The sequence below is a fragment of the Actinocorallia herbida genome (assembly GCF_003751225.1).
Classification (GTDB): domain Bacteria; phylum Actinomycetota; class Actinomycetes; order Streptosporangiales; family Streptosporangiaceae; genus Actinocorallia; species Actinocorallia herbida.
Genome location: NZ_RJKE01000001.1, coordinates 1806261 through 1819416, shown reverse-complemented (window position 1 = coordinate 1819416; position 13156 = coordinate 1806261). Strand labels below are relative to the sequence as shown.

Sequence of the window (13156 nt, the reverse complement as noted above, 5' to 3'; positions counted from 1 at the left end):
TATGGTGAATCCAGCTTCAGTGAAAACTCATTCAGCGAATGCGAATCCAGCGAACATGGATTCGCCGAACACGGATTCATTAAAGGAGCCGGCATGCGTACCGAGACCGAGGTCCTGATCGCCGGGGCGGGGCCCGCCGGGCTCGTCCTGGCCTGCGAGCTGGCGCGGAGGGGCGTCGCCCACGTGCTTCTGGAGCGGGATGCGGAGCCCTTCGCGGGGTCCCGGGGAAAGGGGCTCCAGCCGCGCTCGCTGGAGGTCCTGGAGGATCTGGGGGTGCTGGAGAGGGTGCTGGCGCTCGGGGGGCCCTACCCGCCGATCCGGATGGAGGTGGACGGCGAGGTCGCGTTCAGCGGGTACATGGACGAGCCGCGGGAGGCCACCGCCGATGTGCCTTACCCGAACGGGTGGATGGTGCCGCAGTGGCGGACCGGATCGATCCTGCGCGAGCGGCTCGCCGAGCTGGGCGGGGCGGTGGTCCCGGACGCCGCGCTCGTCTCCTTCGCGCAGGACGGCGCGGGGGTGACGGCCGTCGTTCGGGAGGCCGGGGAGGAGCGGGAGATCCGCGCGAAGTACCTGGTCGGCACCGACGGCGGGCGCAGCACGGTCCGCAAGGGCCTGGGCGTCACCTTCCTCGGCGAGACGCGCGAGGAGGAGCGGATGCTGATCGGCGACGTCCGCGCGCGGGGACTCGACCACGACGTCTGGAGCATCTTCCAGTCCAAGGCGCGCCCCTTCCCCGTCGCCCTGTGCCCGCTCGCCGGGACCGACACCTTCCAGGTCTTCCTTCCGGTCCCGCCGGGCGCGCCGATCCCCGAGCTCTCCCTCGCGGTGTTCCAGGAGGCCGTGGACGCCGCCGCGGGCGCCGGCCGGATCGAGCTCACCGAACTGGTGTGGTCCTCGGTGTTCCGGCCGAACATCCGGATGGCCGAGCGCTTCCGCGTCGACCGGGTCTTCCTGGCCGGGGACGCCGCGCACGTGCACTCCCCCGCGGGCGGCCAGGGCCTGAACACCGGCGTCCAGGACGCCTACAACCTGGGCTGGAAGCTCGCCGCGGTGCTCCAGGGCGGCGACACCGGGCTGCTGGACACCTACGAGGCCGAGCGCCTGCCCGTCGCGGCGAACGTCCTGGGCCTCAGCACGGCCCTGCACGAGAAGGTGCGCGAGGGCGCCGCCGACGCGCTCCGCCGCGACGACCCCGAGCTCCAGCAGCTCGTCCTGGGCTACCCCGGCAGCCCGCTCACCGTCGAGCGCCGCGCCGCGCCCGCCGAGGCGCACGCGGGCGACCGCGCCCCCGACGCGATCGGCAAGGCCGACGGCGCCTCCGTCCGCCTGTTCCCCCTCATCCACACCGGTTCCCCGGTCCTCCTCGCCTTCGGCGGGGGCGCCCGCCGCGTCGCCGAGGCGGTCGCCCCCGCGCTGACCGTCGCCGTCGGCTCCCCCGCCTTCGAAGACGTCGACGGCACCGCCCACACCGCCTACGGCGTCGCCGAAGGCCGCGACACCCTCTTCGTCCTCCGCCCCGACGGCTACATCGGCCTCGCCACCGACACCCCGGAGGAGGCCGAGACGTCCGCCTATCTGACCCGCCTCACCGCCCACTGAACCGCCGAAGCCGCCGAGCCCCGCCCCCTGCCCGCCCGAGCGGCCGAGACGACCGGCCGAGCGGCCCCCTCCCGGCCCGCCGGGGCGGCCGGGAACCAGGGCCCGCGTCCGGTCCGGCCGAGCGGGCGGGGTGGAAGGGGTCCGCATCCAGCCCTCCCGAACGGCCAGGGTGAAAGAGGCCGGCATCCGGCCCGCCGGGGCGGCCGGGAACCAGGGCCCGCGTCCGGTCCGGCCGAGCGGCAGGGGTGGAAGGGGCCGGTCCGGCCTGCCGGGGCGGCCGGGGGTCGGGGGCGGGTCAGAAGGAGGTGCCTGCGAAGGGCAGGGTGTCGGTGGCGAAGAGCTCTTCGGCGGTGTGGAGCGCGCCCTCGGCGAGTTCCGCGACGCGTCCGGCGCGGGCGTGCTGCCACCAGCGGGAGCCGCCGAGGTAGAGGGCGGCCAGGGTCGCGACGTCCAGGGACAGGGCGGGCGGGGAGTCGGTTCTGGCCGCGCCCGACGCGCTGACGCGGTAGGTGCCGGTGTTGTCCGGGAGGAGGTCGTCGGTGACGGCGAGGGTCACCGAGCCGGCGCCGCGGTAGGTGCGGCGGGCCAGGGCCGCCTCGACGTCGACCAGGCGCAGCCAGGTCTCGTCGGCGACGCCGCCCGTGCGTACGGCGCGCTCGTCGGTGAGCAGCGCCGCCAGCGGGTCGTCGACCGCGAGGTGCGGGAAGACGATCCGGTCGACGAGGTCCACGCCGAGCAGGAAGCGGACCAGCCCGGCGTACGCCTCCGGGGTGAAGGCGACGAGGTCGTCCACCACGATCGTGCGGTCGCGGCTGGTGAACCAGGAGGCGGTGTCGACGGGGTGGTAGCGCACGAACCCGTCCTCGGCCCCGGCCGGGCCGTGCACCGCGACGTGGGGGTCGTACGCGCCGCCCGAGTGGCGCAGGTCCTGGAGCCGCCACCAGTACGACGGCCGGGCGATCGCGCCCGTCCAGGCGGGCCCGCCGTGCTCGTAGATCCGGGCGAGCCGCTCGGCGGCGGTCCCGGAGTCCAGGAGCCGCACCGGCCCGCCCGCCGGCACCGTGTCCCGCAGGACCGCCCTGCGCCGGTCCAGCTCGCGGTGTGCGGCCGACCCGGCGACGCCGTACCCGAACCGCTCGTAGATGCCGCCCTCGGAGGCCCGCAGCGTCGCGACGAGCTCGCCCCGCGCGCCGGCGTCCGCCAGCTGGCGCCGCATGAGCGCGCGCACGATGCCGCGCCGGGTGTGCGTGGGCAGCACCCCGACGTGGGTGACCGCGGCGTGCGGGACCCGGGCGCCGCCGGGCACCGCGAGCCAGCTCGTGTAGGAGTCGGTCGTGCCGACGAGCGTGCCGCCGTCGAAGACGCCGAAGGCGCGGCCCGGCTCGAAGAAGTCGGCGAAGTCGAGGCCGCCGGGCAGCGGGGGCAGCCCCACCATGGCGGTGCGGAAGACCGCGCCCGCCGCACGCACGTCGTCCTCGGAGCGGAGGGCGCGGACGTCCAGGCTCATGGTGAGTCTCCTTCCGGGAGGGTGTCAGGGGGTCGGGGAGGGACGGGGCTCAGGTGACGCCCGCGGGGTCGCGCAGCCGGGTGACGACGTCCACCGCGAACGTCGAGACGACGAAGACCGCCGCGGCGAGGACCGTGGTGCCGATGACCACGGGGAAGTCCCCTCCGACCGCGGCCTCGACGGCGAGCCGCCCGACCCCGTCGAGCCCGAAGATCTGCTCGGTGACGATCGCGCCGCCCATCAGCGCGGCGAGTTCCAGGCCGCCGAGCGTGATGATCGGGTTGAGCGCCGCGCCGAGCGCGTGGTCGAAGTGCACGCGGCGCTCGGAGACGCCCTTGGCGCGGGCCGTCCTGATGTAGTCCGCGCCCAGGACGTCGAGCAGGTGCGCCCGCACGACGCGCTGGAACACGCCGATCTCGGCGAGGGCGATGGTGAGCCAGGGCAGCAGCAGGTGCCGTGCCCACTGCGCAGGGTCCTCGGTGAGCGGGACGTAGCCGCCGCTGGGGAACCAGCGGATGCCGTACGTGGAGAGCTTGAAGTACAGGAAATAGGCCAGCAGGATCCCGGTGAGGAACGTCGGCACCGACAGGCCCGTGTAGGAGACGACGGACAGGCCGTGGTCCACCCACGTGTCGCGCCTGCGCGCCGCGAGCACGCCGAACAGCAGCGCCAGCGCCATCCAGAGGACGACGGCGCCGAGCGCGAGGGAGAGCGTCGCGGGGATCTTCTCCAGGATCAGCTCGGTGACCGGGCGCTGCTGGCGGAAGGAGTAGCCGAGGGCGGGCGGCCAGTGGAACAGGCCCATCTCCGCGCCCTGGATGTCGGGGCCGCGGTACAGGTAGTGCCACAACTGGAGGTACCACGGCTCGTCGAGGCGCAGCGCCCGGGTGATCCCGTCGAGGGTCTGCTGGTCGGCGTTGCGGGGGGCGAGCACGGCGGCGGGGTCGCGGTAGGCGACGCGGGTGAGCGCGAACGTGGCGACGAGCACGATGAGCAGGGTCGTCAGCGCCCGGGACGCCTGGTTCAGGGTGTACTTGAGCATGGGCTATCCCGGGTCGAGGACGTTGCGGACGCCGGAGCTGATCGTGTTGAACCCCAGCACGGTGACGAACATGGCGATGCCGGGCCCGAGCAGGAACCAGGGCTGCACCTGGTAGAGCGACGACCGCTGCGCCTCGGCGATCATGTTCCCCCAGCTCGCGGTGGGCGCCTGGACGCCGACGCCGAGGAACGACAGGGTCGCCTCGAGCATGATGTTCACCGGCAGCTGGACCGCCCAGTAGACGACCACGACGGGCAGCACGTTCGGCAGGATCTCCCGGACGATCACCCGGCGGCGGCTCGCGCCGAGCGAGAGCGCGGCCTCCACGAACGGCCTGCTGCGCAGCACGACGACGAGGCCGCGGACGAGCCTGGCGAACGCGGTCCAGGCGAAGAGCGAGATCACCAGGATGACGAGCACGACCGGATTGACGAGCGCGTGCCCGTCGGACCCCTTGTTCAGCGCGACGAGGCTGAGCGCGGTCACCACGAACGGGAACGACAGGGCGACGTCGGTGCCGAGGGACAGCAGCCGGTCGGTCCGGCCGGGGAAGAACCCGGCGGCGAGGCCGACGGCGGTGCCGATGAGCAGCGCGAGCGTGGTCGCCGGAATGCCGACGAGCAGGGAGATCCGGGCGCCGTAGAGGGTGCGGACCAGGACGTCGCGGCCGTTGCCGTCGGCGCCGAGCAGGAAGTCGCCGCCGGGGCCGATCGGCAGCCCGCTCTCGGTGAGGGCCTCGGCCCTGAACTGCTGGTTCTGGCCGTGCCCGGTGAGCGCGGCGACGACCGGCGCGAGCAGCGCCGCGAGCACGACCGCGCCGACCAGGACCAGCCCGATCCCGGCGGACCGCTCGCGCAGGATCGCGCGGAGCACGCCGGAGCGGACGGCCCCGCCCGCGGGGCCCGCGGTCGCCGCCGCGCCGGGGTCGCCGAGAAGCGGCGGGCTAGACATGCTGCGCCTTTCCGGGGATCGAGTCGAGCAGCGCGCGGGTGTAGGGGTCCTTCGGGTCGGTGAAGACCTCGCGGACGGGCCCCTGCTCCACGACGCGGCCCTCGCTGAGCACGACGACGCGCTCGCAGAGGTCGGCGACGACCCCGAGGTCGTGGGAGATGAACAGGAAGGAGGTGCCCAGGTCGTCGCGGAGCCGCCGGAGCAGCGCGACGATCTGCGCCTGGGTGGTGATGTCGAGCGCGGAGACCGGTTCGTCGGCGACGACCAGGGCGGGCCGCAGCGCGAGGGCGCGGGCGATCGCGACGCGCTGCCGCTGCCCGCCGGACAGCTGCGACGGCAGCCGGTCGAGGACCGATTCCGGGAGGTCGACCCGGCGCACGAGTTCGGCGACCTCGGCCCGGATCTCCGCCGTGCCGAGCCCTGTGTTGACCAGGAACGGCTCGGCCAGGGTGGCGGCGATCCTGCGGCGCGGGTTGAGGCTGCCGTACGGGTCCTGGAAGACGAGCTGGACGGCGGTCCGCACGTCCGGGTCGAGCCGGAGCCTGCCCTTGCCCGGCGCGTTGTAGACCGCGCCGCGCAACGCGACCTGCCCTTCGGTCGGCCGGACGAGCCCGGCGACGATCCGCCCGATCGTCGACTTGCCCGACCCCGACTCGCCGACCAGCCCGACGATCTCGCCCTCGCCGACGGTGAACGCGACGTCCGCCAGGGCCTTGACGGAGTCCTTGCGGCCCCGCCTCCGGTAGTCCATGTGCAGGCCGGCGCCCTCCAGCAGCGGTTCCGGCGACGTGCCGGGGGCCGGGGAGGCGTCGAGGGCGAGGCCGTGCCTGGCCGCGCCCAGCAGTTCCCGGGTGTAGGGCTGCTCGGGCGCGGCGTAGAGCCGGGCGGCGGGCGCGGACTCGACCACCGCGCCGTCGCGCATGACCACGACGTCGTCGGCGATGTCGGAGACGACGGCGAGGTCGTGGCTGACGAACACCAGCGCGGTGCCGTGCGCCTCCTGGAGCCGCCGCAGCAGCCGCAGGATCGACGCCTGGACCGTCACGTCCAGGGCGGTGGTGGGCTCGTCGGCGACGATCAGGCCGGGGTTGTGCGCGATGGCCATGGCGATCATGGCCCGCTGCCGCATCCCGCCGGAGAAGTGGTTCGGATGGTCGTCGACGCGGCGCGCGGCGTCCTTGATGCCGACCTCGCCGAGCAGGTCGAGGACCCGGCGGCGCAGCGCCGTCCGGCCGATCCGCTCGTGCGCGGTGATCGCCTCGCCGATCTGCGCGCCGATCGTCTTCAGCGGATGCAGGTTGCTCAGCGGGTCCTGGAAGACGAACCCGATGTGCCGCCCGCGGACGGCCCTCAGGCGCCGGGCGTCCAGCGTGGTGAGGTCGGTGCCGAGGTGCAGGGCCTTGCCCCGCACCTCGGCCCGGTCCGGGAGGAGCCCGGTGGCGGCCAGCAGCGAGACGCTCTTGCCGGAGCCCGATTCGCCGACGAGCGCCAGCGTCCTGCCGGGTTCCACGGCGAAGGAGACGTCGCGCACCGCGGCGAACTCGCGGTCGCGGTCCCGGAAGGTGACGCTCAGGTTCTGCACGGAGAACAGGGCCATGGCGAAGGTCTCGCTTTCCGGCTAGTTCGCCGAGCTCACGGCGAGGTTGGTGAGGTCCGCGCCGACCGCCAGGGACGACCAGGTCCAGTTCCGCACGTGGTCGGAGGTGATGACGACCTTGCGCTTCTCGAACAGCGGGATCCACGGCAGGTCGTCGGACACGAGCTTGTCGGCCTTCGCCCAGATCGGGCCCGGGTCGTCGGACGGGAAAGCCTCGGCGGCGAGCTCGTTGAGGTCGGCGTTGTCGTAGCAGATCGCGTAGACGTTGCCCTTGCCGCAGGGGGCGGCGTCGGAGTTGAGCCAGCCGCCCAGCAGCATCCGGGTGCTCGGGCCCTGCCAGTCCGGAGCGAACATGCCGCTCAGCGCGATGTCCCAGCGGCTCTCGGGGTCCTGGAGGTACGGGTGGAACTGGGCGCTGGGGATCGCGATGAGGTTCAGCTCGATCCCGGCCTTGGCCAGGTCCTCCTTGAGGGTGACCGCGATCGTCTCGAACTGGGCGGTGACCCGGTAGACGGCGTCGAGCTCGAGCCCGTCGGGGTACCCCGCCTCGGCGAGCAGCTGCTTCGCCTTGGCCGGGTCGCCCGCGCTGTCCTTCGTCGCGTACGGGTCGTAGGCCTCGTGCCCGAGGATCGTCGAGGTGATGATCTGGCCGTTCGGCTTGGCCGCGATCTTGCCGCCCTGCGCCTGGACGAGGTTGGCCTTGTTCACCGCGTAGGCGATCGCCTGCCGGACCTTGAGGTCCTTGAGCGCCTTGACTCCGTCGGAGTCGACGCCCTTCTGCGCGTTGATGGTGATGAAGTTCGCCGCGCCGCTGTCGGAGGAGTGCAGGTTCGCGCTCTTGCTCGTCTGGAACTGCTGGAGCGTGGCCAGCGGCGGGGTGTCGAGGTAGAGCGACAGGTCGGCGTCGCCCGACTGGATCTTCTGCACGACCGCGTCCTCGGTGTTGGTCGTGAAGTCCACCTCGATCTTGTCGACGTAGGCCTTGCGGGCCGGGTCGCCCGCGTGGTCGTAGCCCTTGACCTTGGTCAGGACGAGGGCGCGGCCGGGCTCGTAGGAGGAGATCTCGTACGGCCCGCTGGACGGGTAGTTCTTGCGGAACTCCAGGGAGTCGCCGACGTACTTGGAGGCGACCTCCTCCGGCAGCGGCGAGACGAAGTTCATCGACAGGATCGGCAGGAAGTCGTAGTTCTTGGTGTCCGACTTGAGCACGAGGGTCTTGTCGTCGGGCGCGGAGACGCCGGAGATCTCGTGGGCGTCGATGAACTCCTTGGACTTCGCCGGATCGCCGGCGGGGACCTTGGCGAACGCGTCGCAGTACTCGGTGAACCCGGAGAACGCGAGGTGGAAGTAGTTGATCGCGGCGACCTGCTTGTTCGGGTCGCAGAAGCGCTTGATCCCGTACACGAAGTCCTTCGCGACGATCTCGCGGGTGGCCGACCCGGAGTACTTGACGCCGTCGCGCAGGTGGAACGTGTAGGTCTTGCCGTCTTCGCTGACGTCCCAGGACTTCGCGAGGTCGGGCACGATCTCGGTGTCGTCCCTGATGTCGGTCGTGCTGCCCCGGTAGGTGACGAGCTGGCGGGTGACCGCGCGCATCACCTCCCAGGAGTCGATGGTGTAGCCGGTCAGGGGGTCCAGCGCGTCGATGTCGGACTGGAGCGAGGCGATGCGGAGCGTGCCGCCCGCCTTGGGCGCCTCGCCGCCTTGCGCGTCGCCGGTGACCGGGGCGTTGCCCGAGCAGGCGGTGAGGAGGGCGGCGAGCGCGGCCGCGCCTACGGATCGGAACAGCACTCTCACTCTTCGCGGTCGTTCGTTGGTTCGCTTCACGGGAGGGTCCTTCTTCGGGGGTCTCTCCGGCCTCGGGGAGGCCGGCGGGGTCGGGGCTAGCGGAGTGGGGCGGGAGCGGGGAAGACCGGCGTCGCGCCGGCGAGCAGCGGCGCGGGCTCGGGCAGCGCCAGGCGATCGCGGAGGGTGCCCGCGCCGGGCGGCCGGACGATCCCGCGCGCGGTGAGCGCCGGGACGACCTCGTCGAGCACCCGGGACACGGAGTCCTCGGCGCCGTCCGGGCGGACCAGGAGGCCGTCCACCCCGGGGAGGCCCGCGGCGGCCTCGGCGCGCGCGACGAACCCGGCGACCTCGGAGTCCCCGGCGAAGTCGAGCCGGACGAAGAGGAGCGGCCGCCGGGAGGCGTGCCCGTCGAGTGCCGCCGCGGTGGCCGCGACCTCTTCCGGCGCGGAGCCGCCCAGGACGACGAGGTCGGCGCCCTCGGCGAAGGCCGCCTCCTCAGGGGAGGCGGCGTACCAGGCCAGCACGGGTGAGCCCTGCGCGGTCGTCGGCAAGGTGAGCGGCCCCTTGACCTCGAAGACGCCCCGGTGGTCGGCGTACGCGATCCGCTCGGCGCGCGCGAAGACCCCGCTCGCCCGGTCCGCGACGATCGAGTCGTGCGGCCAGCTCTGCCAGAGCTTCGCGACCGCGAGCGCGGCGTCCCGGGTCGTCGCGGAGCCCAGCGGGACCCCCTCGGTGAGGCCCGCGCCGCCCCACCCTTCGCGGCCCGGTTCCCCGGTGGGCGCGTAGGCGTCGCGGAGGCCGAGGATCACACCGGACCTGCCGCCCGACAGATGGTCGAGCGAGGCGACCCTGCGGGCCAGGTTGTAGGGGTGGTCGCGGTGCGGGGCGGCCGCGGCGAGCACCGCGACGCGGGGCACGCGGGCGGCGAGCAGCGCGGCCGCGATGGTCGGCTCCAGCGTCGTGTCGTCGGGCGCCGAGCCGTCGATCCGCTCGATCCCGGCGGCGACGAACGCCGCCCCCGCGCCGTCGAGACGGGCCGCGGCCCCTGCGTCGGCGGTGAGGGCCACCAGGTGCCGCCCGGCGAGCCCGACGCCCAGGAACCTCGCGTTGGTCTCACTCATGTCCTGCGTCTCCCTGGAGGTGCCCGCGAAGGGTGTCCGCCGTGTACTCGTGCCGGAAGAGACCGCGCTTGCGCAGCAGCGGCACGACCTCGTCGACGATCACCTCGAGGCCGTCGGCGAGGACGTCGGGCTGGAGGTTGAACCCGTCGACGGCCCCGGACCGGTACCAGTCCTCGATGTGGTCGGCGAGCTGCTCGGGTGTGCCGACGAAGCCGCTGTGCCCGGAGCCGGTGTACCTGGTCTGCCTGAGGTACTCGCGGACGGTCGGCTCGGTCCGCCGGATCTGCGCGTGGATCGACTGCCGGAAGCCGATGCTGCCGCCCGCGTGCGCGGGGTCGACGATCGCGGCGAGCACGTCCTCGGGGAACTTCGCGTCGAGGTCGAGCGTCGCGACGTCGTAGCCGATCGCCTGGGACAGCCACTGCGCCGAGTAGGAGGCGGGGCCGAGGTCGTGCAGTTCGTCGCTGCGCCGTCTGGCCTCGGCCTCGGTGCTGCCGAGGCTGAGCAGCAGGCCGGGCAGGATCTTCACCGACTCCGGCGGCCGGCCCGCGTCCGCGGCGTACCGCTTGACCTCGCGGTAGTGCCCGATCGCGCCCTCCTTGGTGAGCTCGGCGGCGAACACCGCGTCGGCCCGGTGGCCCGCGAGCGCGCGGCCGGCGGCCGAGCCGCCGGCCTGCACCAGGACGGGACGGCCCTGCCTGGACGGCGGCACCCGCAGCCGTCCGTCGAGGGTGAAGAACTCGCCCCGGTGGCGGACGTCGGCACCGGTCTCCGCCGACTCCCACAGGGCGAGGACCAGCTCGACGAACTCCGCGGCCCGCTCGTACCTGCGGTCGCGGTCGGGGATGTCGGGGAGCCCGAAGTTCCACGCGGCGGGGGCCGCCCGGGTCGTCACGATGTTCCAGCCCGCGCGCCCGCCGGACACGTGGTCGAGGGACAGCAGCCGCTGGGCCAGGTCGAACGGGTCGTTCAAGGTGGTCGAGGCGGTCGCGATGAGGCCGACGCGCTCGGTCGCGGCGGCGACGTGGGCCCAGTTGACGGTCGGCTCGAGCCGGCCGGCGTTGCCGTCGTAGGCCGGGTCGCCGAGCGCGGGCGCGTCGGCGAGGAAGAGCGCGTCGAGCGCGCCGCGCTCGGCGGTCCGGCCGATGCCCCGCCAGTACACGTCGTCGACGAACGAGTCGCGGTGCAGCCGCGGGGACTGCCAGGCCGCCGGCAGGTAGCCGAGCACCAGGACGTTGACGCCGAGGATGACGTGGCCTTCTCGTGCGCTACTCACTCTGACCCGCGCCGATCTTGTAGACGAGCGCGGGATCGGCGTCGTTGACGTGCCAGTCGCCGATCATCCGCTCCTTGTAGACCCGGGGGTTGTGCGACGCGAGCGTGCGGGCGTTGCGCCAGTGCCGGTCCAGGAGCAGGTCCTCCGAGACGCCCGAGGAGCCGAGCGCGTCGAAGACGAGCGTCGTGGCCTGGAGCGCGGCGTCGATGATGACGAGCTGGGCCCGGTTCGTCGCGACGGTCCCGGCGAGCGCCGCGGCCTTCTTGCCCTCGGTGTCCCCGGCGCGGTGCGCGTCGGCGATGTCGTCGAGGGTCGCGGCCGAGGCGGCGAGGGCGGACTCCGCGCCGAACGCCAGCGCCGAGACCTTGCCGATCACCTGGAGGAGCTGCGGGTCCTGGGCGGCGGTCTCGGCGAGGGCGTGGCCGTAGTTGCGTTTGCGCGCCTTGAGCGCGGCGATCCCGTCGCGCAGGGTCGCCTGGGTGATTCCGGCGAGGATCGCCAGCAGGGACGTCTGGTAGAAGAGGCCCTGGTAGGTGAACCGCTCGGCGGCGGGGAACAGGTGCTCGGGCGCCACCCTGGCGTCGGCGTAGGTCGCGCTGCCGCTGGCGGTGGTCTTCTGGCCGAAGCCGCGCCAGTCGTCGGTGAGGGTGACGCCGGGCTGGTCGCGCTTCACCAGGGCGGTGGTCGGCGCCCCGTCCTCGTCCACGGCCAGGACGTCCAGCCAGTCGGCGTAGAGGCTGCCGGTCGCGTAGTACTTGGCGCCGCTGACCAGCCAGTGGTCGTCCTTGCGGACCAGCCTGGTCTGGATGTTCGCGTACGTGCCGTTGTTCGCCTCGGTCCAGCCGCCGCCGACGAACTCGCCGTCCTGGAAGCGCCGGATCCACCGGTCGGTCTCCGCCGAGCGGGGCGCGTTGAGGCGGTCCTCGACGAACGCGAGGTGGTTGCGCCACACATGGGCGACGTTGGGGTCGGCGGCGCCGAGTTCGCGCAGCAGCAGGAACGTCTGCCGCAGCGACGCGCCGTGGCCGCCCAGCTCGCGCGGGACGCGCAGGGTGCTGAAACCCGCGTCGACCAGCAGGCGGACCTGCTCGTAGGGGAAGACCCGGCCCTTCTCGCGCTCGAGGTTGCCCTCGGCGACCGCGGCGAAGACCGGGCGGAACAGCTGTTGAAGCTCTGCGGTGTCCGCGGTCGCGGACCGCAGAGAAGAGCCGGCATCGGACATGCGGCAACCTTTCCTGACCTGCCCGGACATCCGACAAAACGGACGCCCGGTTCGTTTCCCTAATTTCCTACAGGTATTACAGGAATTGCAAACGCATCTCACCTGACGAGACGGGCCGTCACGCTGCGTGGCGGATCGCTTAACGCAAAGGAAACAAGGGCACGGCGCGGCACCGCGGACAGGGGCCTTCGGCGGGCGCTACTCGACGCTGTACCTGCGCCAGCGACCGGGCGTCCACATCGGGACGATCAGGGCGAAGCCCGCGAGGGCGAAGAAGCCGGAGGTGAGCAGACCCTGGAGGGCGGTGTCGAGTTCGCCGCCGGGCGGGATCCTGGTCACCAGGGCGGCCGCCTTCGCGGGCTCGACCAGGTACCAGCCGCTCCAGTAGAGGTAGGCGACGGCCGGGAACAGCGAGACGAACGGGGAGGCCCACCGGGCCATCATGAAGATGCCGAAAAGAAGGCCGACCGCACCCATGGTGGCGAAGGCGCCATAGAACTGGGTGGTGTCGGCGATCGTCAGGTCGAGGTGGTTGACCGAGGCGGTCGCGCGGGCGTAGCCCCACGCCATGCCGTAGGCCAGAGCCGGGATGAGCAGGATGCCGAGCAGGAATCCGAGCGCGTGCCGCACCGTTCACCACCGTCCGTCCCGGGGCGCGTTGCTCGCGCCCCGGTGGACATTGATAACAGGTCGATCACCCAGCTATCCATACTTTCCGGAGAATCCGGACGGTCAGTGGGTGACCAGTGGTTTGGACTCTTCCCGTGTCTCGGACTCTTCTTCGGCCCCTTCGTCGAGGTCATCGTCCCAATCCACGCGATCATCGTCCTCTTCCGCGTTGTTGGCGACGATCACCGCGACCGGCGGGATGACGCACGCGACGAGTGCCACCACCACGGCCAGCGGCGCGGAGAAGATGGCGATGAACCACGAGAGCACGAACAGGGCCACGCACGCGCCCATGAGGATCAGGTACCGCCTCTTGCGTACCTCCATACCTTCAAGGTACGCCGCGCTCGCCACCAACGTCCGACGGCAGGTCAAAGACCT

General features: G+C 72.7%; 11 protein-coding genes. 1 reads left to right on the top strand and 10 read right to left on the bottom strand.

Translation table 11 applies throughout. From position 1 onward, the window contains the following. Nucleotides 1-93: 93 nt before the first annotated feature. Complete coding sequence (locus EDD29_RS08605; protein ID WP_123663879.1) at nt 94-1602, top strand: FAD-dependent monooxygenase; 1509 nt, start codon at nt 94-96, stop codon at nt 1600-1602. 295 nt (nt 1603-1897) lie between these two features. On the opposite strand, the gene EDD29_RS08600 is transcribed toward EDD29_RS08605, so the two are convergent. From EDD29_RS08600 to EDD29_RS08555, 10 genes are all read right to left on the bottom strand, one after another. Continuing rightward, on the bottom strand, nt 1898-3109 hold the full coding sequence (locus tag EDD29_RS08600) for a GNAT family N-acetyltransferase (protein ID WP_123663878.1): 1212 nt from the start codon (nt 3107-3109) through the stop codon (nt 1898-1900). A gap of 49 nt (nt 3110-3158) precedes the next feature. Continuing rightward, nucleotides 3159-4151 carry an ABC transporter permease gene (locus EDD29_RS08595; protein ID WP_123663877.1) on the bottom strand — a complete coding sequence of 331 codons (993 nt, stop codon included), beginning with the start codon at nt 4149-4151 and terminating at the stop codon, nt 3159-3161. Nucleotides 4152-4154: 3 nt separating this feature from the next. Beyond that, a complete protein-coding gene (locus EDD29_RS08590; RefSeq protein WP_123663876.1) occupies nt 4155-5102 on the bottom strand; it encodes an ABC transporter permease in 948 nt (315 codons plus the stop codon). Beyond that, nucleotides 5095-6699 (bottom strand): dipeptide ABC transporter ATP-binding protein, encoded by a 1605-nt coding sequence (locus EDD29_RS08585; protein ID WP_123663875.1) that lies wholly within the window; start codon nt 6697-6699, stop codon nt 5095-5097. The genes EDD29_RS08590 and EDD29_RS08585 overlap by 8 nt, the downstream gene beginning before the upstream one ends. A 21-nt stretch (nt 6700-6720) precedes the next feature. Beyond that, a complete protein-coding gene (locus tag EDD29_RS08580; protein ID WP_211359603.1) occupies nt 6721-8490 on the bottom strand; it encodes an ABC transporter substrate-binding protein in 1770 nt (589 codons plus the stop codon). A gap of 92 nt (nt 8491-8582) precedes the next feature. Next, a complete protein-coding gene (locus EDD29_RS08575) occupies nt 8583-9608 on the bottom strand; it encodes an LLM class flavin-dependent oxidoreductase (protein ID WP_123663873.1) in 1026 nt (341 codons plus the stop codon). Continuing rightward, nucleotides 9601-10884: an NtaA/DmoA family FMN-dependent monooxygenase gene (locus EDD29_RS08570; RefSeq protein ID WP_123663872.1), complete on the bottom strand. Its 1284-nt coding sequence runs from the start codon at nt 10882-10884 to the stop codon at nt 9601-9603. The genes EDD29_RS08575 and EDD29_RS08570 overlap by 8 nt, the downstream gene beginning before the upstream one ends. Further along, nucleotides 10877-12106, bottom strand: coding sequence for an acyl-CoA dehydrogenase family protein (locus tag EDD29_RS08565; protein WP_123663871.1), 1230 nt, complete (start codon nt 12104-12106; stop codon nt 10877-10879). The genes EDD29_RS08570 and EDD29_RS08565 overlap by 8 nt, the downstream gene beginning before the upstream one ends. A 198-nt stretch (nt 12107-12304) precedes the next feature. Further along, nucleotides 12305-12736 (bottom strand): hypothetical protein, encoded by a 432-nt coding sequence (locus tag EDD29_RS08560; RefSeq protein WP_123663870.1) that lies wholly within the window; start codon nt 12734-12736, stop codon nt 12305-12307. A 102-nt stretch (nt 12737-12838) separates the two neighbouring features. After that, nucleotides 12839-13129 carry a DUF3099 domain-containing protein gene (locus EDD29_RS08555; protein ID WP_281281022.1) on the bottom strand — a complete coding sequence of 97 codons (291 nt, stop codon included), beginning with the start codon at nt 13127-13129 and terminating at the stop codon, nt 12839-12841. Between the last annotated feature and the right edge of the window lie 27 nt (nt 13130-13156).

Excerpts from the sequence above, each read along its gene's own strand:
- EDD29_RS08605 (WP_123663879.1), top strand. The coding sequence starts at position 94 with ATGCGTACCGAGACCGAGGTCCTGATCGCCGGGGCGGGGCCCGCCGGG.
- EDD29_RS08600 (WP_123663878.1), bottom strand. The coding sequence starts at position 3,109 with ATGAGCCTGGACGTCCGCGCCCTCCGCTCCGAGGACGACGTGCGTGCG.
- EDD29_RS08595 (WP_123663877.1), bottom strand. The coding sequence starts at position 4,151 with ATGCTCAAGTACACCCTGAACCAGGCGTCCCGGGCGCTGACGACCCTG.
- EDD29_RS08590 (WP_123663876.1), bottom strand. The coding sequence starts at position 5,102 with ATGTCTAGCCCGCCGCTTCTCGGCGACCCCGGCGCGGCGGCGACCGCG.
- EDD29_RS08585 (WP_123663875.1), bottom strand. The coding sequence starts at position 6,699 with ATGGCCCTGTTCTCCGTGCAGAACCTGAGCGTCACCTTCCGGGACCGC.
- EDD29_RS08575 (WP_123663873.1), bottom strand. The coding sequence starts at position 9,608 with ATGAGTGAGACCAACGCGAGGTTCCTGGGCGTCGGGCTCGCCGGGCGG.
- EDD29_RS08565 (WP_123663871.1), bottom strand. The coding sequence starts at position 12,106 with ATGTCCGATGCCGGCTCTTCTCTGCGGTCCGCGACCGCGGACACCGCA.